The sequence below is a fragment of the Dryocola baronae genome (genome assembly GCF_051297175.1).
Lineage (GTDB): Bacteria > Pseudomonadota > Gammaproteobacteria > Enterobacterales > Enterobacteriaceae > Dryocola.
Window position 1 is genome coordinate 162,784 of sequence record NZ_JBINNY010000001.1, and the last position, 22,937, is coordinate 185,720.

General features: G+C 55.0%; 19 protein-coding genes. 15 read left to right on the forward strand and 4 right to left on the reverse strand.

The features are described 5' to 3' along the window. Positions 1–45 precede the first annotated feature (45 nt). The 5 genes from ilvG to ilvA are packed head-to-tail and all read left to right on the forward strand — an operon-like array spanning position 46 to position 6,357. The gene (ilvG, locus tag ACSPHG_RS00760) at positions 46–1,692 is read left to right on the forward strand and encodes an acetolactate synthase 2 catalytic subunit (RefSeq protein ID WP_435951573.1); all 1,647 of its coding nucleotides are present in this window, start codon (positions 46–48) and stop codon (positions 1,690–1,692) included. Further along, positions 1,689–1,946 (forward strand): acetolactate synthase 2 small subunit, encoded by a 258-nt coding sequence (gene ilvM, locus ACSPHG_RS00765; protein WP_435951574.1) that lies wholly within the window; start codon positions 1,689–1,691, stop codon positions 1,944–1,946. The genes ilvG and ilvM overlap by 4 nt, the downstream gene beginning before the upstream one ends. Before the next feature lie 19 nt (positions 1,947–1,965). After that, the gene (locus ACSPHG_RS00770; protein WP_435951575.1) at positions 1,966–2,904 is read left to right on the forward strand and encodes a branched-chain amino acid transaminase; all 939 of its coding nucleotides are present in this window, start codon (positions 1,966–1,968) and stop codon (positions 2,902–2,904) included. A gap of 55 nt (positions 2,905–2,959) precedes the next feature. Continuing rightward, entirely contained in the window at positions 2,960–4,810 is a 1,851-nt protein-coding gene (gene ilvD, locus ACSPHG_RS00775) for a dihydroxy-acid dehydratase (RefSeq protein WP_435951576.1), read from the forward strand. Positions 4,811–4,812: 2 nt separating this feature from the next. Further along, entirely contained in the window at positions 4,813–6,357 is a 1,545-nt protein-coding gene (gene ilvA / locus ACSPHG_RS00780; protein WP_435951577.1) for a threonine ammonia-lyase, biosynthetic, read from the forward strand. Here the strand turns inward: ilvA and ilvY are convergent. Next, positions 6,354–7,247, reverse strand: a complete 894-nt coding sequence (gene ilvY, locus ACSPHG_RS00785) for an HTH-type transcriptional activator IlvY (RefSeq protein WP_435951578.1) — start codon at positions 7,245–7,247, stop codon at positions 6,354–6,356. The two genes, ilvA and ilvY, sit on opposite strands and share 4 nt — an antisense overlap. Before the next feature lie 164 nt (positions 7,248–7,411). On the opposite strand from ilvY, the gene ilvC reads away from it, so the two are divergent. Beyond that, positions 7,412–8,887 (forward strand): ketol-acid reductoisomerase, encoded by a 1,476-nt coding sequence (gene ilvC, locus ACSPHG_RS00790; protein WP_435951579.1) that lies wholly within the window; start codon positions 7,412–7,414, stop codon positions 8,885–8,887. Positions 8,888–9,016: 129 nt separating this feature from the next. Here ilvC and ppiC read toward each other — a convergent pair whose 3' ends face one another. Beyond that, positions 9,017–9,298 (reverse strand): peptidylprolyl isomerase PpiC, encoded by a 282-nt coding sequence (gene ppiC / locus ACSPHG_RS00795; protein WP_034461726.1) that lies wholly within the window; start codon positions 9,296–9,298, stop codon positions 9,017–9,019. 83 nt (positions 9,299–9,381) lie between these two features. Between ppiC and rep the strand changes: the two genes are divergently transcribed. Continuing rightward, positions 9,382–11,403, forward strand: coding sequence for a DNA helicase Rep (rep, locus tag ACSPHG_RS00800; RefSeq protein WP_435951580.1), 2,022 nt, complete (start codon positions 9,382–9,384; stop codon positions 11,401–11,403). A gap of 1 nt (position 11,404) precedes the next feature. Here the strand turns inward: rep and gppA are convergent, their stop codons facing one another. After that, positions 11,405–12,889 carry a guanosine-5'-triphosphate,3'-diphosphate diphosphatase gene (gene gppA, locus ACSPHG_RS00805; RefSeq protein ID WP_435951581.1) on the reverse strand — a complete coding sequence of 495 codons (1,485 nt, stop codon included), beginning with the start codon at positions 12,887–12,889 and terminating at the stop codon, positions 11,405–11,407. Between the two features lie 6 nt (positions 12,890–12,895). Next, positions 12,896–14,170: an ATP-dependent RNA helicase RhlB gene (rhlB, locus tag ACSPHG_RS00810; RefSeq protein ID WP_435951582.1), complete on the reverse strand. Its 1,275-nt coding sequence runs from the start codon at positions 14,168–14,170 to the stop codon at positions 12,896–12,898. Positions 14,171–14,288: 118 nt separating this feature from the next. Here rhlB and trxA point away from each other — a divergent pair, with 118 nt between their 5' ends. From trxA to rffA, 8 genes are all read left to right on the forward strand, one after another. Beyond that, positions 14,289–14,618 carry a thioredoxin TrxA gene (gene trxA / locus ACSPHG_RS00815; RefSeq protein WP_006179218.1) on the forward strand — a complete coding sequence of 110 codons (330 nt, stop codon included), beginning with the start codon at positions 14,289–14,291 and terminating at the stop codon, positions 14,616–14,618. A gap of 359 nt (positions 14,619–14,977) precedes the next feature. After that, positions 14,978–16,237 (forward strand): transcription termination factor Rho, encoded by a 1,260-nt coding sequence (rho, locus tag ACSPHG_RS00820; RefSeq protein WP_121266803.1) that lies wholly within the window; start codon positions 14,978–14,980, stop codon positions 16,235–16,237. Positions 16,238–16,486: 249 nt separating this feature from the next. Continuing rightward, the gene (gene wecA / locus ACSPHG_RS00825; RefSeq protein WP_435951583.1) at positions 16,487–17,575 is read left to right on the forward strand and encodes a UDP-N-acetylglucosamine--undecaprenyl-phosphate N-acetylglucosaminephosphotransferase; all 1,089 of its coding nucleotides are present in this window, start codon (positions 16,487–16,489) and stop codon (positions 17,573–17,575) included. 23 nt (positions 17,576–17,598) lie between these two features. Then, positions 17,599–18,648, forward strand: a complete 1,050-nt coding sequence (wzzE, locus tag ACSPHG_RS00830) for an ECA polysaccharide chain length modulation protein (protein WP_435955917.1) — start codon at positions 17,599–17,601, stop codon at positions 18,646–18,648. A gap of 62 nt (positions 18,649–18,710) precedes the next feature. Further along, entirely contained in the window at positions 18,711–19,841 is a 1,131-nt protein-coding gene (gene wecB / locus ACSPHG_RS00835; protein WP_435951584.1) for a non-hydrolyzing UDP-N-acetylglucosamine 2-epimerase, read from the forward strand. Beyond that, positions 19,838–21,100 (forward strand): UDP-N-acetyl-D-mannosamine dehydrogenase, encoded by a 1,263-nt coding sequence (gene wecC / locus ACSPHG_RS00840; protein WP_435951585.1) that lies wholly within the window; start codon positions 19,838–19,840, stop codon positions 21,098–21,100. Before wecB ends, wecC begins: the two co-directional genes overlap by 4 nt. A gap of 20 nt (positions 21,101–21,120) precedes the next feature. After that, positions 21,121–21,801: a dTDP-4-amino-4,6-dideoxy-D-galactose acyltransferase gene (rffC, locus tag ACSPHG_RS00845; protein WP_435951586.1), complete on the forward strand. Its 681-nt coding sequence runs from the start codon at positions 21,121–21,123 to the stop codon at positions 21,799–21,801. 4 nt (positions 21,802–21,805) lie between these two features. Further along, entirely contained in the window at positions 21,806–22,936 is a 1,131-nt protein-coding gene (rffA, locus tag ACSPHG_RS00850; protein WP_435951587.1) for a dTDP-4-amino-4,6-dideoxygalactose transaminase, read from the forward strand. The last annotated feature ends 1 nt before the right edge of the window (position 22,937 follow it).

Genomic DNA, 22,937 nt, shown 5'->3' on the forward strand with positions numbered 1-22,937 from the left:
CAGAATAAAATGCTGTTTCTTCAGTAATGAGACGGGGAACTAACTATGAATGGTGCGCAGTGGGTGGTACATGCTTTGCGAGCGCAGGGTGTAGAGACAGTATTCGGTTATCCCGGCGGCGCAATTATGCCCGTGTACGACGCATTGTATGACGGTGGTGTGGAACATTTGCTCTGCCGCCATGAGCAAGGCGCGGCAATGGCAGCCATCGGATACGCACGTTCTACAGGAAAAACAGGCGTTTGTATTGCAACCTCCGGGCCTGGCGCTACCAACCTGATCACCGGTCTTGCTGATGCGCTGTTAGATTCCGTTCCCGTTGTTGCTATCACCGGCCAGGTGGCCGCTCCGTTCATCGGTACCGACGCCTTTCAGGAAGTCGACGTTTTAGGTTTGTCCCTGGCCTGCACCAAACACAGTTTCCTGGTTGAGTCTTTTGACGATTTGCCTCGCGTCCTCGCCGAAGCCTTTGAAATCGCAAACTCTGGCCGTCCCGGTCCGGTTCTGGTTGATATCCCTAAAGATATCCAGCTGGCGCAGGGCGATTTGGAACCCTGGCTGTCGACGGTCGAAGATGATTTCGAGTTACCGTATGCGGAACTGCAGCAGGCTCGTGAACTGCTGTCAGCCGCGCGTAAACCGATGCTGTATGTTGGCGGCGGCGTCGGTATGGCTCAAGCCGTACCGGCCCTGCATGAGTTCATCGCCGTAACCAATATGCCTTCGACCGTTACGTTGAAAGGGCTGGGTGCGGTTCCTGCAGAGCATCCTTTTTATACCGGCATGTTAGGGATGCACGGCACCAAGGCGGCCAATCTGGCCGTGCAGGAGTGCGACCTGCTGATCGCCGTTGGAGCACGCTTTGACGACCGCGTGACCGGCAAGCTCAACACCTTCGCGCCGCATGCCAAAGTCATCCATATGGATATCGATCCGGCTGAATTAAGCAAGCTGCGCCAGGCGCACGTTGGCTTGCAGGGCGACCTGAGCCAGCTTTTACAGGCGTTGCAACAGCCGCTGGATATTGCCGCGTGGCAGGAGGAAGTTTCGACATTACGTGCCGAAAATCCATGGCGATATGACCACCCGGGCGACGCGATATTCGCGCCGCTGCTGCTGAAACAGATCTCAGACCGCAAGCCGCACGACTGCGTGGTGACTACCGACGTTGGGCAGCATCAGATGTGGACGGCGCAGCACATGTCCTTCACGCGCCCGGAAAACTTCATCACCTCAAGCGGCCTGGGAACGATGGGCTTCGGCCTGCCCGCCGCGGTAGGCGCGCAGGTTGCCCGCCCGAACGATACGGTTATCTGTATCTCCGGTGACGGCTCCTTCATGATGAACGTGCAGGAGCTGGGCACCGTAAAACGAAAACAGCTGCCGCTGAAAATCGTTTTGTTGGATAACCAGCGTCTGGGCATGGTTCGACAGTGGCAGCAGATGTTTTTCTCGGAACGCTATAGCGAAACTAACCTCTCCGATAACCCCGATTTCCTCATGCTGGCCAACGCCTTTGGTATTCCCGGCCAGCGCATCACCCGTAAAGACCAGGTTGAAGGTGCCATCGACGCGCTGCTGAACAGCGACGGCCCGTATCTGCTGCATGTTTCAATCGATGAGTACGAAAACGTCTGGCCGTTGGTGCCGCCCGGCGCCAGTAACTCGCAAATGCTGGAGAAATTATCATGATGCAACATCAACTCGCCGTGCAGGCTCGCTTTCGCCCGGAAACCCTGGAGCGCGTGTTACGCGTGGTGCGTCACCGCGGTTTCCAGATCTGCTCAATGAACATGGCAGCGGTAGGCAATACCGACAATATTAATATTGAATTGACCGTTGCCAGCCTGCGTCCGGTGGAATTACTGTTTAGTCAATTAAGCAAACTGGTTGACGTTGGCCGCGTCGAAATCCAGCAACAAACATCACAACAAATCCGCGCCTGAGCGTAAAAGGAAGAGAACAATGACCACGAAGAAAGCTGATTACATTTGGTTCAATGGTGAGATGACGCCGTGGGGCGAAGCTAAAGTCCATGTAATGTCCCACGCGCTGCATTACGGTACCTCCGTGTTTGAAGGCATCCGTTGCTACGACTCGCACCGTGGGCCAGTGGTGTTCCGCCATCGTGAACACATGCAGCGCCTGCGTGACTCAGCCAAAATCTATCGCTTCCCGGTATCGCAAAGTGTTGATGAGCTGATGGAAGCCTGCCGTGCGGTTATCCGTAAAAATAACCTGACCAGCGCGTATATCCGTCCTTTGGTGTTTGTGGGTGATGTGGGCATGGGCGTGAATCCGCCGGACGGCTACACCACTGATGTGATCATCGCAGCCTTCCCATGGGGTGCCTACCTCGGCGCTGAAGCGCTGGACCAAGGGATCGACGCGATGGTTTCCTCCTGGAACCGTGCCGCGCCAAACACCATTCCTACGGCCGCAAAAGCTGGCGGTAATTACCTTTCTTCCCTGCTGGTTGGCAGTGAAGCGCGCCGTCATGGCTACCAGGAAGGCATCGCGCTGGACGTGCAGGGCTTCCTCTCTGAAGGCGCGGGCGAAAACCTCTTCGAAGTGAAAGACGGCATCCTGTTTACTCCGCCGTTTACTTCTTCCGCGCTGCCGGGCATCACGCGTGACGCGATTATCAAGCTGGCAAAAGATATGGGTATCGAAGTGCGCGAGCAGGTGCTTTCCCGTGAATCTCTCTACCTTTCTGACGAAGTCTTTATGTCCGGCACGGCGGCTGAAATCACGCCGGTTCGTAGCGTGGACGGTATTCAGGTAGGCGAAGGCCGCTGCGGCCCCGTCACCAAACGCATTCAGCAGGCGTTCTTTGGCCTGTTTACCGGCGAGACCGAAGATAAATGGGGCTGGTTAGATCCGGTAAATCCTCAGCAAAAATAATAATCAGGCGGAGGGTGATTCCCCTTCGCTTCATGACAGACTGGAGTAAATAAGCATGCCTAAGTACCGTTCAGCTACCACTACACACGGCCGTAATATGGCCGGTGCCCGCGCATTGTGGCGCGCAACCGGCATGACCGATGACGATTTCGGCAAGCCAATTATTGCGGTAGTGAACTCCTTCACGCAGTTTGTGCCGGGTCACGTTCACCTGCGCGATTTAGGCAAGCTGGTCGCCGAACAAATCGAAGCCTCCGGCGGCGTGGCGAAAGAATTCAACACCATTGCCGTGGATGACGGTATCGCGATGGGCCACGGCGGCATGCTTTATTCACTGCCGTCGCGCGAGCTGATTGCCGATTCCGTGGAGTACATGGTTAACGCGCACTGCGCGGACGCCATGGTGTGTATCTCTAACTGCGACAAAATTACCCCCGGGATGCTGATGGCGTCACTGCGCCTGAACATTCCGGTGATCTTTGTCTCCGGCGGGCCGATGGAAGCCGGGAAGACCAAGCTTTCCGACAAAATCATCAAGCTGGATTTGGTTGATGCGATGATCCAGGGCGCAAACCCGAACGTCAGCGACGCCGACAGCGAGCAAATCGAACGCTCCGCCTGCCCGACCTGCGGCTCCTGCTCCGGCATGTTCACCGCAAACTCCATGAACTGCCTGACCGAAGCATTGGGACTGTCGCAGCCGGGTAACGGTTCCCTGCTGGCGACCCACGCCGACCGTAAAGACCTGTTCCTGAACGCCGGTAAGCGCATCGTTGAGCTGACCAAACGCTATTACGAGCAGGACGACACCAGCGCGCTGCCGCGCAGCATCGCCAGCAAAGCGGCATTCGAAAACGCCATGACGCTGGATATCGCGATGGGCGGTTCAACCAACACCGTTTTGCACCTGCTTGCCGCCGCGCAGGAGGGCGAAATCGAGTTCGACATGACGGATATCGACCGCCTGTCGCGCAAAGTTCCGCACCTGTGCAAGGTCGCGCCGAGCACGCAGAAATACCATATGGAAGACGTGCACCGTGCCGGTGGCGTACTGGCCATTCTCGGCGAACTGGACCGCGCGGGCCTGCTGCATCGCGACGTGAAGAATATTCTCGGCCTGACGCTGACCCAAACGCTGGATAAGTACGACATCATGCTGACCCAGGACGAGGCGGTGAAAAAAATGTTCCGCGCGGGTCCGGCGGGTATCCGTACAACGCAGGCCTTCTCGCAGGACTGCCGTTGGGACACGCTGGATGACGACCGTGCGGAAGGCTGCATCCGCTCGCTTGAACATGCTTTCAGCCAGGACGGCGGTCTGGCCGTGCTTTACGGCAACATCGCAGACGCGGGCAGCATCGTAAAAACGGCCGGGGTGGACAAATCGAACCTGACCTTCCGCGGCCCGGCAAAAGTCTATGAAAGCCAGGACAGCGCGGTGGAAGCCATTCTGGGCGGCAAAGTCGTCTCCGGCGACGTGGTTGTCATTCGCTACGAAGGCCCGAAAGGCGGCCCGGGCATGCAGGAAATGCTTTATCCAACCACCTACCTGAAATCCATGGGCCTCGGCAAAGAATGCGCGCTGATCACCGATGGCCGTTTCTCGGGTGGCACGTCCGGCCTGTCTATTGGCCACGTTTCTCCGGAAGCGGCAAGCGGCGGCCTGATTGCGCTGGTTGAAGACGGCGACATGATCGACATCGACATTCCAAACCGCAGCATGGTGCTGGATGTTCCTGCCGCTGAACTTGCCGCGCGCCACGAAGCCGAACTTGCCCGCGGCGACAAAGCCTGGACGCCGAAGAATCGCGAGCGTGTGGTTTCCTTCGCCCTGCGTGCTTACGCAAGCCTCGCGACCAGCGCCGACAAGGGTGCGGTACGCGATAAAAGCAAGCTGGGAGGCTAATTATGGCCGAGTCACAGCCGCTACCTGACGCCCCCTGCGGGGCGGAATATCTGCGCGCCGTGCTGCGCGCGCCCGTTTACGAGGTGGCGCAGGTCACCCCGCTGCAGAAAATGGAAAAGCTCTCTTCGCGGTTGGATAACGTTATCCTGGTAAAGCGCGAAGACCGCCAGCCGGTGCACAGCTTCAAGCTGCGCGGCGCCTACGCAATGATTGCCGGGCTGAACAGCGAACAAAAGGCCAGCGGCGTGATTACCGCTTCGGCGGGCAACCACGCCCAGGGCGTTGCGCTTTCCTCAACGCGGCTTGGCCTGAAATCTCTGATTGTGATGCCGGTGGCAACGGCCGATATCAAAGTCGATGCGGTCAGGGCGTTTGGCGGCGAAGTGCTGCTCCATGGCGCAAATTTTGATGAAGCGAAGGCGCGGGCCATCGAGCTTTCTCAGCAGCAGGGTTTTACCTATGTGCCGCCGTTTGACCACCCGGCGGTCATCGCCGGGCAGGGCACGCTGGCTCTGGAGCTGTTGCAGCAGGACGCGCATATCGATCGGATATTCGTTCCGGTTGGCGGCGGTGGCCTGGCGGCAGGCGTGGCGGTGCTGATCAAGCAGCTGATGCCGCAGATTAAAGTCATTGCGGTAGAAGCCGAGGACTCGGCGTGCCTGAAGGCGGCGTTGGACGCGGGTAAGCCGGTCGATCTTGCGCGCGTCGGGCTGTTTGCCGAAGGCGTTGCGGTTAAACGCATTGGTGACGAGACCTTTCGCGTCTGCCAGGAATATCTCGACGACATCATCACCGTCGACAGCGATGCTATCTGCGCGGCGATGAAAGATCTCTTCGAAGACGTTCGCGCCGTGGCGGAACCTTCTGGCGCACTGGCGCTGGCGGGGATGAAAAAGTACATTCAGCTGCATCAGATTCGGGGTGAGCGTTTAGCCCACGTGCTTTCCGGCGCAAATGTGAATTTCCACGGTTTGCGCTATGTTTCAGAGCGATGCGAATTGGGCGAGCAGCGTGAAGCCCTGCTTGCGGTCACCATCCCGGAAGAAAAGGGCAGCTTCCTGAAGTTCTGCCAGCTGCTCGGCGGTCGTTCGGTCACCGAGTTTAACTATCGGTTTGCCGACGACAAAGACGCCTGCATTTTTGTCGGCGTTCGCCTGAGCCGGGGGCTTGAAGAGCGCAAAGAGATTCTTGAGCTGCTGCATAAGGGCGGCTACAGCGTGGTGGATCTTTCCGATGACGAGATGGCGAAGCTGCATGTGCGCTATATGGTCGGCGGGCGTCCTTCGAAGCCACTACAGGAACGTCTTTACAGCTTCGAATTCCCGGAATCGCCAGGCGCGCTGTTGAAGTTTCTGCATACACTTGGCACGCACTGGAACATCTCGCTGTTCCATTACCGCAGCCACGGCACCGACTATGGACGCGTACTGGCCGGTTTTGAGCTGGGCGAACACGAGCCGGATTTCGAAACCCATCTCAACGAGCTGGGCTACGAATGCCACGACGAAAGCAACAATCCGGCGTTCCGCTTTTTCCTGGCAGGCTAGTGGCTGCCGGGGAGTAATTTCCAGAACGCGTGCACAAGCGGCTCATTGAGCCGCTTTTTTTGTGCGCACACGCCAAGCTCAAACGGCGCGTCTTCTTCGCTGCGCTCGAGAACCAGCACGCGGTTACGCACCGGCTCGGGGCTATTCTCCAGCACGATTTCCGGGATAAGCGCCACGCCGCAGCCCAGCGCGACCATTGAAACCATCGCCTCATGGCCGGCGACCGTCGCGTAGATAAACGGATTGCTGATTTTCTGCCGGCGAAACCACAGCTCGATGCGGCGGCGCACCGGTCCCTGATCCGGCAGAATAAACGGCACTTTCGCCCAGTCTGGCGCTGGCTGGCTGACCAGCGCTCGAACCGGGCAGGGCAGCGCCGGGGCAATCAGCGCGACGGACAAATTCTCCAGCATCGAAAACGCGATGCCCGGCGGCAGCGACTCCGGCTTACCGGCAATCGCCAAATCTGCTTCGTTTGAATCCACTTTTTCCACCGCATCGGCAGCATCGCCGGTGGTGAGTTTAATCTCCACGTTTGGATGCTCGGCGCGGAAACGGTCAAGAATGGGCGGCAGATGGCTGTATGCGGCCGTCACCGAGCAGAACAGATGCAGCTCGCCGGAAAGCGATGGGCCTTCCTGGCCGATGGTGTGGCGCATCTGCTGATATTGCAAAAGCGTGTGCTGTGCGAACTGGCGCAGCTGTTCACCGGCTTCAGTCAGCGTAACGGTGCGGTTATCGCGTAAAAAAAGCGGCTGGCCGAGGTCGTCCTCAAGGCGTTGGATCTGGCGTGAAAGCGTAGACGGGCTGACGTGCATTGCCCGCGCGCTGCGCCCGAAGTGGCAGCTTTCAGCGAGGTGGAGAAACGTTTTTAGATCGCGTAAATCCATGGTCATCAGCCCTGGGTTTTGTGTTGCATTTATTGCAACGTCATGTTGTTAATATATCAATTTCAGCAACACATTTCCTGACATATAGTGGATTCATTATCGCAAGCAAGACACGGCTGGCGTCCCATACAAAAAGCACAACACGACAATCACGGAGTCCTACGATGGCTAATTATTTCAACACTTTGAACCTGCGTCAGCAGCTGGCGCAATTGGGTAAATGTCGTTTCATGGCGCGTAATGAATTCGCCGACGAAGCAAGCTACCTCAAAGGCAAAAAAGTCGTCATCGTCGGCTGCGGCGCTCAGGGTCTGAACCAGGGCCTGAACATGCGCGATTCCGGTCTGGATGTTGCCTACGCCCTGCGTGCAGAAGCAATCGCTGAGAAGCGCGCTTCCTGGCGCAAAGCGACAGAAAACGGTTTTAAAGTTGGTACCTACGAAGAACTGATCCCACAGGCGGACCTGGTGGTTAACCTGACGCCGGATAAGCAGCACTCCGCCGTGGTGAAAGCCGTTCAGCCAATGATGAAAGACGGCGCGGCGCTGGGCTACTCACACGGCTTTAACGTGGTTGAAGTGGGTGAGCAGATTCGTAAGGACATCACCGTTGTGATGGTTGCTCCGAAATGTCCGGGCACCGAAGTTCGTGAAGAGTACAAACGCGGCTTTGGCGTACCAACCCTGATTGCCGTTCACCCGGAAAACGATCCGAAAGGTGAAGGCATGGCGATTGCTAAAGCCTGGGCTGCGGCAACCGGCGGCCATCGTGCTGGGGTTCTGGAATCCTCCTTCGTTGCCGAAGTGAAATCTGACCTGATGGGTGAGCAAACCATTCTATGCGGCATGCTGCAGGCCGGTTCTTTGCTGTGCTTCGACAAGCTGGTGGAAGAAGGTACCGACCCGGCCTATGCTGAAAAACTAATTCAGTTCGGCTGGGAAACTATCACCGAAGCGCTGAAACAGGGTGGCATTACGCTGATGATGGACAGGCTGTCCAATCCGGCGAAAATCCGCGCCTATGCTCTTTCAGAAGAGCTGAAAACTATTATGGCTCCGCTGTTCCAGAAACACATGGATGACATCATCTCCGGCGAGTTCTCTTCCGGCATGATGGCAGACTGGGCAAACGACGATAAGAAACTGCTGACCTGGCGCGAAGAGACCGGCAAAACCGCCTTCGAAACCGCTCCGCAGTTTGATGGGAAAATTTCAGAGCAGGAATACTTCGACAAAGGCGTTCTGATGATCGCGATGGTGAAAGCAGGCGTTGAGCTGGCATTCGAAACTATGGTGGATGCGGGCATCATTGAAGAGTCTGCTTACTATGAATCGCTGCACGAGCTGCCGCTGATCGCTAACACCATCGCCCGTAAGCGTCTGTACGAAATGAACGTGGTTATCTCTGATACCGCCGAGTACGGCAACTACCTGTTCTCTTATGCTGCGGTTCCGCTGTTAAAAGAGTTCATGACCACGCTGCAGGCAGGCGATCTGGGTAAAGAAATTCCGGCGGCCGCCGTTGATAACGCGCAGCTGCGCGACGTTAACGAAGCGATTCGCAACCATGAAATTGAGAAAGTGGGCCAGAAACTGCGTGGCTATATGACGGATATGAAGCGTATCGCCGTTGCGGGATAAGCGAATTTGTCGGATGGTTTGATATCGTAAGGTGGATAAGCGAAGCGCCATCCACCTTAGGCCGGAGGGCGCTGGCGCTTTTCCGACCTGCAAACAAAAAGCCCTTCTCGTAATGAGAAGGGCTTTCTTTTAGTTCCGGTACAGAACTTTAATCACATGATAGCCAAACTGCGTGTGCAGCGGGCCAACCGGCTCAAGCAGTGGGCATGAAAACACCACCTTATCGAAAGCCGGTACCATCTGGCCCTGACGGAATTCACCTAAGTGACCGCCTTTCTTGCCGGATGGGCAGGTGGAGTGTTTTTTAGCCAGTTTTTCGAAGTCGCCGCCGTTTTTCAGCTGTTCGAGAATTTCCTGAGCCAGTTTTTCTTCCTTAACAAGGATATGCAATGCTGCCGCGGTTTTTGCCATGATCGTGCCTTGAGTCGTATGGATAACGCTCGCTATACTACCACGCTGTTTTTCTCCCCTCCCGATTTTCATTGAGTGACCTTATGCGTTTAAACCCTGGCCAACAACAAGCCGTCGAATTTGTGACCGGACCCTGCCTTGTCCTGGCGGGCGCGGGCTCGGGTAAAACGCGCGTGATCACCAATAAAATGGCCTATCTGATCCGCGAATGTGGCTACCAGGCGAAACATATTGCTGCGGTGACGTTTACCAATAAAGCTGCACGCGAGATGAAGGAACGTGTCGCGCAGACCCTGGGGCGCAAAGAAGCCCGTGGGCTGCTCATTTCAACCTTTCATACGTTAGGCCTTGAAATCATCAAGCGCGAGTACGCCGCGCTGGGGATGAAATCGAACTTTTCGCTTTTCGACGATACCGACCAAACCGCCCTGCTTAAAGAGTTGACGGAAGGCATACTCGACGATGATAAGACGCTGCTTCAGCAGCTGATCTCGACGATCTCCAACTGGAAAAACGATCTCAAGACGCCCGCCCAGGCAGCAGCCCACGCGATAGGCGAGCGGGATCGCATCTTTGCGCACTGCTACGGGCTGTACGACACCCATCTGAAATCCTGCAACGTGCTGGATTTTGACGATCTCATTCTGCTGCCCACGCTGCTTTTGCAGCGTAATGAAGAAGTGCGCGAACGCTGGCAGAACCGTATCCGCTATCTGCTGGTGGATGAATATCAGGACACCAACACCAGCCAGTACGAACTGGTGAAGCTTTTGGTGGGAGCACGCGCGCGCTTCACGGTGGTTGGGGATGACGATCAGTCTATTTACTCCTGGCGCGGCGCGCGTCCGCAAAACCTGGTGCTGCTAAGCCAGGATTTCCCGGCCCTCCAGGTCATTAAGCTCGAGCAGAACTATCGTTCCTCCGGGCGCATCCTCAAGGCGGCGAACATATTGATCGCCAACAACCCGCACGTCTTCGAAAAGCGGCTTTTCTCCGAGCTGGGCTACGGCACCGAGCTTAAAGTCGTGCAGGCTAACAGCGAGGATCATGAGGCGGAACGCGTAACGGGCGAGCTTATCGCCCATCACTTTATCAATAAAACCAACTACAAAGATTACGCCATTCTGTACCGCGGCAATCACCAGTCCCGCGTGTTTGAAAAGATGCTGATGCAGAACCGAATTCCTTATCGGATCTCGGGCGGCACGTCGTTTTTCTCGCGTCCCGAAATTAAGGATTTGCTGGCCTATTTGCGGGTACTAACTAACCCGGATGATGACAGCGCGTTTCTGCGCATCGTAAACACACCGAAGCGCGAAATCGGGCCCGCCACGCTGCAAAAGCTTGGCGAATGGGCGATGCAGCGCAATAAGAGCCTTTTTACCGCCAGCTTTGACTTCGGCCTGGGCCAGACGCTAACCGGGCGAGGTTTAGACTCGCTTCAACGGTTTACCCACTGGCTGCGGGATGTCGCCACGCTTGCCGAACGCGAGCCGATCGCGGCGGTGCGGGATTTAATCCACGGCGTGGACTACGAGTCCTGGCTGTATGAAACGTCCCCAAGCCCGAAAGCTGCGGAAATGCGCATGAAAAACGTCAATACGCTGTTTAGCTGGATGACGGAAATGCTCGAAGGTTCGGACATCGAAGAGCCGATGACGCTAACCCAGGTAGTCACCCGCTTCACGCTGCGCGACATGATGGAGCGAGGCGAAAGCGATGAAGAGGCGGATCAGGTGCAGCTGATGACGCTTCACGCTTCCAAAGGCCTGGAGTTCCCGTACGTTTTCCTGGTGGGGATGGAAGAGGGGCTGCTGCCGCATCAGAGCAGTATTGATGAAGACAATGTTGATGAGGAGCGGCGTCTGGCCTACGTGGGGATCACCCGCGCGCAGAAAGAGCTGACCTTCACGCTGTGCAAAGAACGCCGTCAGTATGGCGAACTGGTGCGTCCGGAGCCGAGCCGTTTTCTGCTCGAACTGCCGCAGGACGATCTGCAATGGGAGCAGGAGCGCAAGGTAGTTTCCGCAGAAGAAAGGATGCAGAAAGGGCAGAATAACGTGGCTAACATCCGAGAAATGTTGGCTAAAGCGCGTAAAAGCTAGGTTATTTAACGGTCAGCGGCCAATGGACATAGCTTTGCCACAGGCTTTCTTGTTCAAGCTGTTCCGCACCAAGCGGATGGCAGGAAAGCCAGTTAGATGGCAGGACGAGGTGTAAAGCCTCTCCTTCGGCATCCAGTTTGATTGCCGGCAGGATATCGTCGCGGCGGCGGCTGGCGAAGATAATCGCTAAACGTAACAGGCGACAAAGACGCTCCGCGATGCGTGGAGGTACTGCATTCTGCTGGTGGAGCGACGAGAGGTCGACCGGGTTAGTTTGGTTGAGCAAAAGCGTTGCCAGCAACTTCTTCTGTGCGGGCGTGTAGCCCGGTAAATCCAGATTCCGCACCAGATAAGCTGCATGCAGCGGTGCCTGTTTGAAATCGACGCTTAGGCCAATCTCATGAAGCAGGGCCGCGCTTTGCAGCATTTCTTTGCTAAGCGTGTCGAGAGCCCATTCATCGGCAACCCGATCGGCAAAGGCACGGGCAAGCTGCTGGACGCGCTGCGCCTGTGCCGTATCAACCATAAAACGACGCTGGACGTTGCGGATAGTGCGGCTGCGAATTTCCTGATCGACAGTCAGATGGAGCATGCCGTAGACAAGCCCTTCGCGTAGCGCGCCGCCAGCAAGCGTCATGCATTCAATGTTAAGCTGCTCGAAAATAGCGATTAGGATTGCCAGACCGCTCGGAAAAACCAGCGCTCTTTCAAGCGTTAATCCCTCAATTTCTAACTCTTCCAGCCGCCCGCACTGGATGGCTCGCTGTTTGAGCTGTTGCAGCTTGGCAAGGGTAATGCGTTCGTCCATGCCCTGCGCCATCATGATTTCCTGCAGGGCCTGTACGGTGCCGGAAGCGCCAACACACACCTTCCAGCCATGATGTCTTAACTCATCGATCACCGGTTTAAGCACAACGCTTGCCGCCGCTTCCGCTGCATCGAAGTTTTCTTTTGCAAGATTTCGATCGCTGAAGAAGCGTTCCAGCCAGGTCACACAACCCATTGAAAGGCTGAACAACGCTGTGGTTTGGGCACCGGTGCCTGTCACCAGTTCTGTGCTAGCTCCGCCGATATCAACGACCAGACGCTGGTCAGCGCCGCCGGTGGTGTGGGCAACGCCTTGATAAATCAGGCGAGCTTCTTCTTCACCACGAATGACCTGCACCGGGCATCCGAGAATTTTTTCGGCCTGCTCAATGAATTTGTGGGCGTTGGTAGCGAGACGCAGCGTTGCGGTGGCCACAACACGAATTTGCGTTTGGGGGATATCTTGTAAGCGCTCTGCGAACAGGCGTAGACACTGCCAGCCGCGTTCCATCGCTTCCGGGGAAAGCTCATTGGCGCTGTTTAATCCAGCCGCAAGGCGGACTTTGCGTTTAATGCGGGCTAGGGTTTGTATCGTCCCAGCCACCTCACGTACAACTAACATATGGAAACTGTTAGAACCTAAATCAATAGCTGCATACAGTGAGGTGGAGCTGAGCATAGATAATTAACCTGTGCGACGACGATTATTACCGCGGGAAGCATTACCGCCACGACGAGGACCGTTGCCGGTGCGCGGTCGTGTCAGACGTTTCGGCGGTGGAAGCTCGCTTAACAGTGCTTCTGGCTTGTATTTGCTCACCGGAATCGAGTGACCAATGTAGGTTTCGATAGCGGACAGGTTTAATGCGTAATCTTCGCAGGCGAGGCTGATTGAGTGCCCGCTTGCACCCGCGCGGCCAGTACGGCCAATGCGGTGAACGTAGTCTTCGCAGTCATCCGGCAAATCGTAGTTAAATACGTGCGTAACCGCTGGGATATGCAGACCGCGAGCAGCAACGTCTGTGGCTACCAGGATGTCGAGGTCACCACGGGTGAACTCATCGAGAATACGCAGGCGTTTTTTCTGCGCCACATCACCGGTCAGCAAACCAACGCGATGACCATCAGCGGCCAGATGACCCCAGATATCTTCACAACGGTGTTTGGTGTTGGCAAAGATGATTGCGCGGTCTGGCCATTCTTCTTCAATCAGCGTCTGCAGCAGGCGCATTTTTTCGTCGTTTGAAGGGTAGAACAGCTCTTCTTTGATACGGTGGCCGGTTTTCTGTTCTGGCTCGACTTCCACGTATTCAGCGTTGTTCATCTGCTCGAAAGCCAGCTCACGAACGCGATAGGAAAGGGTTGCGGAGAACAGCATGTTCAGACGTTGGGTGACCGGCGGCATGCGACGGAACAGCCAGCGGATGTCTTTAATAAAGCCCAGATCGTACATGCGATCGGCTTCATCAAGCACTACGACCTGAATAGAACCTAAGTTGATATGGTTTTGCTTGGCGTAGTCGATTAAGCGACCGGTTGTGCCAATCAGAATATCGACGCCACTTTCCAGCACTTTAAGCTGTTTGTCGTAGCCGTCGCCGCCGTATGCCAGACCGAGTTTCAGACCCGTGGCCTGCGCCAGCGGTTCTGCATCGGAGTGAATTTGGACTGCCAGTTCACGAGTCGGTGCCATAATCAAAGCACGCGGCTGGTTAACCTGACGGTTCTCCGGAATAGGGTGAGAGAGAAGATAATGGAACGTTGACGTTAAGAACGCCATCGTTTTGCCGGTACCGGTTTGCGCCTGACCTGCAACATCACGATTCGCCAGCGTCAGCGGAAGTGCGAGTGCCTGAATAGGGGTGCAGTTATGGAACCCTTTTGTTTCAAGGGCTTCAATCACCTTAGGGTGCAGGGCGAAGTCGGAAAACTTCTGTTCGGTCAAATGTGTTTTGCTCATAGTGTGGTAGAATATCAGCTAACTATTGCTTTACGAAAGCGTATCCGGTGAAATAAAGTCAACCTTAAGTTGGTTAATGCTACACCAACAAGGTAGACATAATCCTGTGGAGTAGAACATGAGCGATAAAATTATTCACCTGACTGACGACAGTTTCGACACGGACGTACTTAAAGCTGACGGGTTGATCCTGGTTGATTTCTGGGCAGAGTGGTGTGGTCCGTGCAAAATGATCGCCCCGATTCTTGATGAAATCGCTGATGAATATCAGGGCAAATTGACCGTTGCTAAACTGAACATCGACCAGAACCCGGGCACTGCGCCGAAATACGGCATTCGCGGTATCCCAACTCTGCTGTTGTTTAAGAACGGTGAAGTGGCTGCCACCAAGGTTGGTGCGCTGTCCAAAGGCCAGTTAAAAGAGTTCCTCGACGCTAATCTGGCTTAATGGAATCTCAGCCGGTGCGTGCCCGGTTCGCATTTTTTTGTGAGCCGCTGGACGCCCGGCGTCAGTCATGCTAAGTTACTTTTACTGCATTTAGAACTTGCCTTAAAGTCTGACTCTTTGAAATACCCTATGCTCCCATACGTTGCCATGAATAATTCTCTGTAGTGCAGTGCGCACGTGGTTGCAAAATCGATTTCGGGCGTATCACCCATTCCGTCGTGTCGTTTCAGTTCTGCGTTTTTCCGATGACCAGGCAGCGATAAGACATGTGGTGGTGGCCATTAAACAGGCATGGATTTCCTGCCATACCATTCACGAAACATGTTCGAGATTTACCCCGAGTTTAAGAACCCACCATTATGAATCTTACCGAATTAAAGAATACGCCGGTTTCTGAGCTGATTACTCTCGGCGAAAATATGGGGCTGGAAAACCAAGCCCGCATGCGCAAACAGGACATTATCTTCTCCATCCTGAAGCAACATGCTAAGAGTGGCGAAGACATCTTCGGTGACGGTGTACTGGAGATACTGCAGGATGGATTTGGTTTCCTCCGCTCCGCAGACAGCTCCTACCTCGCCGGTCCTGATGACATCTACGTTTCTCCCAGCCAAATCCGCCGTTTCAACCTCCGCACAGGGGATACCATCTCCGGTAAGATTCGTCCGCCGAAAGAAGGCGAGCGTTACTTTGCCCTGCTGAAAGTAAACGAAGTTAACTACGACAAACCGGAAAATGCTCGTAGCAAAATCCTGTTTGAAAACTTAACCCCGCTGCATGCCAACTCTCGTTTGCGCATGGAACGTGGTAACGGTTCTACCGAAGACTTAACCGCTCGCGTACTGGATTTGGCTTCGCCAATCGGTCGCGGCCAGCGTGGCCTGATTGTGGCACCGCCAAAAGCCGGTAAAACCATGCTGCTGCAGAATATCGCGCAGAGCATTGCTTACAACCATCCAGACTGCGTGCTGATGGTGCTGCTGATTGACGAACGTCCAGAAGAAGTGACCGAGATGCAGCGTCTGGTTAAAGGTGAAGTAGTAGCTTCTACCTTTGATGAGCCAGCATCCCGCCACGTTCAGGTTGCCGAAATGGTGATCGAGAAGGCGAAGCGTCTGGTTGAGCACAAGAAAGACGTTATCATCCTGCTCGACTCCATCACTCGTCTGGCTCGTGCCTACAACACCGTTGTACCGGCATCCGGCAAAGTGTTGACCGGTGGTGTGGACGCTAACGCCCTGCACCGTCCAAAACGCTTCTTCGGTGCGGCTCGTAACGTGGAAGAGGGCGGCAGCCTGACTATCATCGCGACCGCGCTGGTCGATACCGGTTCTAAAATGGATGAAGTTATCTACGAAGAATTTAAAGGTACCGGCAACATGGAACTGCATCTGGCGCGTAAAATCGCTGAGAAGCGCGTGTTCCCTGCTATCGACTACAATCGTTCTGGTACTCGTAAAGAAGAACTTCTTACCACCCAGGAAGAACTGCAGAAAATGTGGATCCTGCGCAAGATTATCCACCCGATGGGTGAAATCGACGCGATGGAGTTCCTCATTAATAAGTTGGCGATGACCAAAACCAACGACGAATTCTTCGATATGATGAAGCGCTCGTAAGCAATAAAAACTCGGGGAACGCCACGCTTAGTCGTGGCGTTTTTCTTTAGTGGTATATACGATATAGAAACGATTATCGCGGCGACGTTCTTCTCATGGCAAAGGACGCTATGTAGTCCTATTATTCCAAAATTCGTTTTGCGATACATTCGATTAAATAACCATCAGATTGTTCATGGACGAATCACGTACAACCACTGGGCAGGTTAATATATTTCCTGAACCTTTATTTTGCAGAGAGCTTGCACTGTGAATTTAATCACCGCTGGTACCGATCTGGTCTGTATTTTTTTATTTACTACCATTTTTCTCTTTTTTGCGCGCAAGGTAGCTAAAAAATTCGGCCTGGTTGATAAACCCAACTTCCGCAAACGTCATCAGGGGCTGATTCCTCTGGTCGGCGGTATTTCCGTCTACGCAGGGATTTGCTTTACATTCCTGATCGCCAATTACTATATCCCCCATGCCTGGCTTTATCTGATTTGTGCCGGGGTGCTGGTTTTTGTTGGCGCGCTCGATGACCGTTACGATATCAGCGTGAAGATAAGAGCTTCCGTGCAGGCGATTATCGGCATCGTGATGATGGTTGTCGGGAAACTCTATCTCAGCAGCCTTGGCTACATTTTCGGCTCATGGGAAATGGTGCTTGGCCCGTTTGGCTACTTTCTCACGCTGTTTGCCGTCTGGGCGGCGATAAATGCTTTCAACATGGTTGATGGTATCGATGGGCTACTCGGCGGGCTTTCATGTGTATCCTTCGCTGCGATGGGGCTCATTCTATACTTTGATGGTCAGGTAAGCCTGGCGATGTGGTGCTTTGCAATGATTGCCGCCATTCTGCCCTATATCCTGCTTAACCTCGGGGTGCTGGGCCGTCGCTACAAAGTCTTTATGGGCGATGCGGGCAGTACGCTGATTGGGTTTACCGTTATCTGGATTCTGCTTGAAACCACGCAGGGGAAAACCCATCCGATTAGCCCTGTAACGGCGCTGTGGATCATCGCTATTCCGCTGATGGACATGATTGCGATTATGTACCGCCGTTTGCGCAAAGGGATGAGCCCATTCTCCCCTGACCGCCAGCATATCCATCACTTAATCATGCGAGCCGGGTTCACTTCCCGCCAGGCTTTCGTGCTCATCACTCTCGCCGCTGCGTTATTAGCGGGCGTTGGCGTGGCGTCAGAATATATTCATTCCATCCCGGAATGGGTGATGTTGGCATTATTCTTGCTAGCATTTGTACTCTATGATTACTGCATCAAGCGCGCCTGGAAAGTGGCCCGCTTTATAAGGCGTTTTAAGCGCCGTCAGCGTAGAAACAGCGGTATTTCTTAATCCTGAAGGTAATTGGGGAAGTGATGAGACAAAACGTGCCAGGAAGTAACCCGGGAATGGTGGACAACGAGTTGGACATTCGTGGTTTGTTCCGGACACTGTGGAAAGGGAAGTTTTGGATTCTGGGTATGGCGGTCGCGTTCGCCGTTATTGCCCTTGTCTATACTTTTTTTGCCAAGCAAGAGTGGAGCGCTAATGCCATCACCGATCGCCCCACGGTCAATATGCTGGGCGGCTACTACTCCCAGCAGCAATTCCTGCGTAATCTCGATGTTAAAGCCAATATGGCTCCGGTCGATCAGCCGTCCGTGATGGATGAGGCTTACAAAGAATTCATCATGCAGCTCTCGGCCTACGACACCCGCCGCGATTTTTGGCTGCAAACCGACTATTACAAGCAGCGCCAGGTCGGCAACAGCAAAGCAGATGCCGCTTTGCTGGATGAGATGGTAAACAACATTCAGTTCACCGCAGGCGACGTCAGCCGCAATCTCAATGACAGCGTAAAGCTGATTGCCGAGACGGCGGCGGATGCAAATAACCTGCTGCGCCAGTATGTAGCCTTTGCTAGCCAGCGCGCAGCCAGTCATTTGAATGAAGAGCTAACCGGTGCCTGGGCTGCGCGAACTATCCAAATGAAGGCTCAGGTTAAGCGCCAGGAAGCGGTCGCTAAATCCATCTACGACCGTAAAGTGAAAAGCGTTGAACAGGCGCTGAAAATTGCCCAACAGCAGAATATCTCACGCAGCGAAACGGAAGTGCCTGCGGATGAAGTCCCTGATTCTGAAATGTTCATGCTTGGCCGCCCAATGCTGCAGGCAAGGCTCGAAAGCCTGCAGGCCGCAGGGCCGGACTATGACATCGACTACGATCAAAACCGCGCCATGCTTTCCACGCTAAACGTTGGCCCTACGCTCGATCCTCGTTTTCAGACCTACCGTTATTTACGTACCCCGGAAGAACCCGTTAAGCGCGATAGCCCTCGCCGTGCGTTCTTGCTCGTGATGTGGGGTGCGGTTGGGGCCCTGATAGGCGCTGGCGTGGCGTTAGCCCGTCGCCCTAAAGCGTTATAACGCCCTTACCCGACGAGGGCTCGATGGACGGCCCTCGTCTTATTTAACAAAAGAGAATCGCTGTGAAAGTGTTAACAGTTTTTGGCACGCGCCCGGAAGCTATCAAAATGGCACCGCTGGTACATGCGTTGGCAAAAGACGCGTTTTTTGACGCGAAGGTATGCGTGACGGCTCAGCATCGCGAGATGCTGGACCAGGTATTACATTTATTTTCTATCGAGCCGGATTACGATCTCAATATCATGAGCCCGGGACAGGGCCTGACGGAGATCACCTGCCGCATCCTTGAAGGCCTTAAGCCGATTCTCGAGTCGTTCAAGCCCGACGTGGTATTGGTTCATGGCGATACCACCACCACGGTGGCGACAAGCCTCGCGGCCTTCTATCAGCGGATCCCTGTGGGCCACGTTGAGGCAGGTTTACGCACCGGCGATCTCTTTTCTCCATGGCCGGAAGAAGCAAACCGCACGCTAACCGGCCATCTCGCCACTTATCATTTTGCGCCGACTGAGAACTCCCGGCAGAACCTGCTTCGCGAAAATATCAACGATAATAAAATATTCGTAACGGGCAATACGGTTATCGACGCGCTGATTTCCGTGCGTGACCGCGTTCTGGCTGATGAAGAGCTGCGTAATAGCCTCGCGCAGTGCCATCCGTTCCTGGACAGCACGAAAAAACTGATTCTTGTCACCGGCCACCGTCGCGAAAGCTTTGGCGATGGCTTTGAGCGTATCTGCCATGCGCTGGCAGAAATAGCTAAAGAAAATAGCGACGTACAGATTGTTTACCCTGTGCATCTCAACCCTAACGTCAGCGAGCCAGTGAACCGCATTCTGGGTCACGTGGACAACGTGGTGCTTGTCGAACCGCAGGAATACCTGCCGTTTGTCTACCTCATGAACCATGCGTATCTGATATTGACCGACTCGGGCGGCATTCAGGAAGAAGCGCCGTCGCTGGGTAAACCCGTGCTGGTGATGCGCGATACCACCGAACGCCCGGAAGCCGTAAAAGCGGGCACCGTCCGACTGGTGGGTACCGATCCACATACTATCGTTCGCGAAGTGACGCGACTTCTGCGCGATGAAACTGAATATCAAACCATGAGCCGCGCGCACAACCCATACGGGGACGGCAGCGCTTGTGAACGTATTTTGGCGGCACTGAAGAAAAATCAGGTGAAACTATGAGTTTTTCAACCATCTCCGTTATTGGTCTTGGCTACATCGGATTACCCACGGCGGCGGCCTTCGCTTCCCGCCAGTGCAACGTTGTTGGCATCGATATCAATCAGCATGCGGTAGACACCATCAACCGTGGTGCCATTCACATCGTTGAACCGGAGTTGGATAAGGTCGTGAAAACGGCCGTTGAAGCGGGCTTTTTGCGTGCCAGCACGCAACCCGTGGAAGCCGATGCCTATTTGATTGCCGTCCCTACGCCGTTTATGGGCGATCACGAGCCGGATATGGCTTTTGTTAAAGCCGCGGCGGAATCGATCGCTCCGGTCCTGAAAAAAGGCTCGCTGGTCATTCTGGAGTCCACTTCTCCCGTAGGTTCTACCGAGCAAATGGCCGAATGGCTGGCGACGCTACGCCCGGATCTTACCTTCCCACAGCAGGCAGGTGAAGCCGCAGACATTAACGTTGCCTACTGCCCGGAACGTGTGCTCCCCGGCCAGGTCATGGTCGAACTTATCAAAAACGACCGGGTTATCGGCGGCATGACGCCGCTTTGCTCCGCGCGCGCCAGCGAGCTGTACAAAATTTTCCTTGAAGGCGAATGCGTCGTCACCAACTCCCGTACGGCAGAAATGTGCAAGCTGACGGAAAACAGCTTCCGTGACGTGAACATTGCGTTCGCGAACGAGCTTTCGCTGATTTGTGCCGATCAGGGCATCAACGTTTGGGAATTGATCCGCTTGGCAAATCGCCATCCGCGCGTGAATATTCTCCAGCCGGGGCCGGGCGTTGGCGGGCATTGCATTGCTGTCGATCCGTGGTTCATCGTTGCGCAAAACCCGCAGCAGGCGCGCCTGATTCGCATCGCGCGCGAAGTGAACGATGATAAGCCGCACTGGGTTATCAATCAGGTGAAGGCCGCCGTTGCGGACAGCCTCGCGGAAAATGGCCGCCGTGCCAGCGAGCTGAAAATCGCCTGCTTTGGCCTCGCTTTCAAACCAAACATCGACGACCTGCGCGAAAGCCCGGCGATGGAAATTGCCGAAATGATTGCCTCATGGCACAGCGGTGAAACGCTGGTGGTTGAGCCGAACATTCATCAGCTGCCGAAAAAGCTCGAAGGCCACTGCCAGCTAGCCTCGCTCGACGAAGCGTTACGGCAGGCGGACGTGCTGGTCATGCTGGTGGATCACAACGAGTTTAAAGCCCTTTCCGGCGATAAAATCCAGCAGCGCTGGGTTGTTGATACCAAAGGCGTCTGGCGTTAATCCGCCTAGCGAGGCTAATCATGAACAGTGCGCTCTGCGCCCGGCTTGAACCGCTGGACTGGGAAAATCAATTCTTTGGCGTTAACAGCGCCATTGTTCGTTTTTGCGACCCTGCACCGGCTTTAAGCGCGGCAGACTTAGCGGCCTTTGGGCGCGTGCAGGCGAAGATTCCCGCCCATCGCACCGATCTGCTCGACGGTTTGCAGCAGCTTGGCTTCAAGCTGGTGGAGGGCGAGGTCGATCTCGTATTACGCGTTGGCACGGATAATGCTTTATCTAGCGCTATCGTTGCCGAACAGGGCGATATTCCCGTTCTGCGCGAAATGTCCGCAAGGGTATTCACGCAAAGCCGCTTCCGCATGCCGTGGTATCAGCCCGAAGATAGCGGTCGTTTCTATGCGCAGTGGGTGGAAAATGCGGTGCTGGGCACCTTTGACCACCAGTGTCTGCTGCTAAAAAACGGTGGCGATATTCAGGGTTACGTCAGCATGCGCCAGCTAAACGAACATGAAGCGCGCATTGGCCTGCTCGCCGGGCGTGGCGTGGGTGAGCAACTGATGAACGCGGCGCATAAGTGGTGCCAGCAACGTGAACTGAAAACGCTGCGTGTCGCCACGCAGATAAGCAATACCGCGGCTTTGCGGCGTTATATTCAAAGCGGTGCGACGGTAGAAAGCACCGCTTTCTGGTTATACAGGTGAAAAAATGATCCCATTTAATGCTCCGCCGGTAGTAGGTTCAGAACTCGAATATATGCAGGCCGCGATGGGCAGCGGCAAGCTTTGTGGCGACGGCGGTTTCACGCGTCGCTGTCAGCAGTGGATGGAGCAGCGCTTCGGCAGCAAAAAGGTTTTGCTGACACCGTCCTGTACCGCTTCGCTGGAGATGGCCGCTCTGCTGCTGGATATCAAAGCTGGCGATGAAGTCATCATGCCGAGCTACACCTTTGTGTCTACCGCGAACGCGTTTGTGCTACGTGGGGCGAAAGTGGTGTTTGTCGATATCCGCCCGGACACCATGAATATCGACGAGACGCTGATCGAAGCGGCAATCACCGAGAAAACCCGCGCCATCGTGCCGGTTCATTACGCGGGCGTGGCCTGCGAGATGGACACGATTATGGCTCTGGCGAAAAAACATAACCTGTTCGTAGTGGAAGACGCCGCGCAGGGCGTGATGTCTACCTATAAAGGCCGCGCGCTGGGCACCATCGGCCACATCGGCTGCTTTAGCTTTCACGAAACCAAAAACTACACCGCGGGCGGCGAAGGCGGCGCGACGCTCATCAATGACGCGTCGCTGATTGAGCGCGCTGAAATCATCCGTGAAAAAGGCACCAACCGCAGCCAGTTCTTCCGCGGTCAGGTGGATAAATATACCTGGCGCGACATCGGTTCCAGCTATCTGATGGCCGATCTGCAGGCCGCCTATCTCTGGGCGCAGCTTGAAGCCGCTGAAAAAATTAACCATCAGCGCCTGCAGCTTTGGCAGGCCTATCACGATGCGTTGTCTCCTCTGGCGCGTGCGGGTCGCATCGAACTGCCTTCAATACCGAAAGACTGTGTGCAGAACGCCCACATGTTTTACATCAAGCTGCGCGACGTGGAAGACCGCACCGCGCTGATTTCGTATCTCAAAGAGGCCGAGATCATGGCGGTATTCCATTACATCCCGCTGCACGCGTGCCCGGCGGGCGAAAAGTTCGGCTATTTCCACGGCGAAGATCGTTTCACCACTAAAGAGAGCGAACGCCTGGTGCGTCTGCCGCTGTTCTATAACCTGTCTGCCGTTAACCAACGTACTGTGATCAATACGTTGTTAAGCTACCTTTCCTGAT

Bases quoted from the DNA above. Each gene is read 5' to 3' on its own strand.
- rffC (WP_435951586.1), top strand. From the start codon at position 21,121: ATGAACAGTGCGCTCTGCGCCCGGCTTGAACCGCTGGACTGGGAAAAT.
- rffA (WP_435951587.1), top strand. From the start codon at position 21,806: ATGATCCCATTTAATGCTCCGCCGGTAGTAGGTTCAGAACTCGAATAT.
- ilvY (WP_435951578.1), bottom strand. From the start codon at position 7,247: ATGGATTTACGCGATCTAAAAACGTTTCTCCACCTCGCTGAAAGCTGC.
- ilvM (WP_435951574.1), top strand. From the start codon at position 1,689: ATGATGCAACATCAACTCGCCGTGCAGGCTCGCTTTCGCCCGGAAACC.
- rhlB (WP_435951582.1), bottom strand. From the start codon at position 14,170: ATGAGCAAAACACATTTGACCGAACAGAAGTTTTCCGACTTCGCCCTG.
- ACSPHG_RS00770 (WP_435951575.1), top strand. From the start codon at position 1,966: ATGACCACGAAGAAAGCTGATTACATTTGGTTCAATGGTGAGATGACG.
- ilvG (WP_435951573.1), top strand. From the start codon at position 46: ATGAATGGTGCGCAGTGGGTGGTACATGCTTTGCGAGCGCAGGGTGTA.
- rep (WP_435951580.1), top strand. From the start codon at position 9,382: ATGCGTTTAAACCCTGGCCAACAACAAGCCGTCGAATTTGTGACCGGA.
- rho (WP_121266803.1), top strand. From the start codon at position 14,978: ATGAATCTTACCGAATTAAAGAATACGCCGGTTTCTGAGCTGATTACT.
- ilvC (WP_435951579.1), top strand. From the start codon at position 7,412: ATGGCTAATTATTTCAACACTTTGAACCTGCGTCAGCAGCTGGCGCAA.
- ilvD (WP_435951576.1), top strand. From the start codon at position 2,960: ATGCCTAAGTACCGTTCAGCTACCACTACACACGGCCGTAATATGGCC.
- ilvA (WP_435951577.1), top strand. From the start codon at position 4,813: ATGGCCGAGTCACAGCCGCTACCTGACGCCCCCTGCGGGGCGGAATAT.
- gppA (WP_435951581.1), bottom strand. From the start codon at position 12,889: ATGCTCAGCTCCACCTCACTGTATGCAGCTATTGATTTAGGTTCTAAC.
- ppiC (WP_034461726.1), bottom strand. From the start codon at position 9,298: ATGGCAAAAACCGCGGCAGCATTGCATATCCTTGTTAAGGAAGAAAAA.
- wzzE (WP_435955917.1), top strand. From the start codon at position 17,599: ATGAGACAAAACGTGCCAGGAAGTAACCCGGGAATGGTGGACAACGAG.
- trxA (WP_006179218.1), top strand. From the start codon at position 14,289: ATGAGCGATAAAATTATTCACCTGACTGACGACAGTTTCGACACGGAC.
- wecC (WP_435951585.1), top strand. From the start codon at position 19,838: ATGAGTTTTTCAACCATCTCCGTTATTGGTCTTGGCTACATCGGATTA.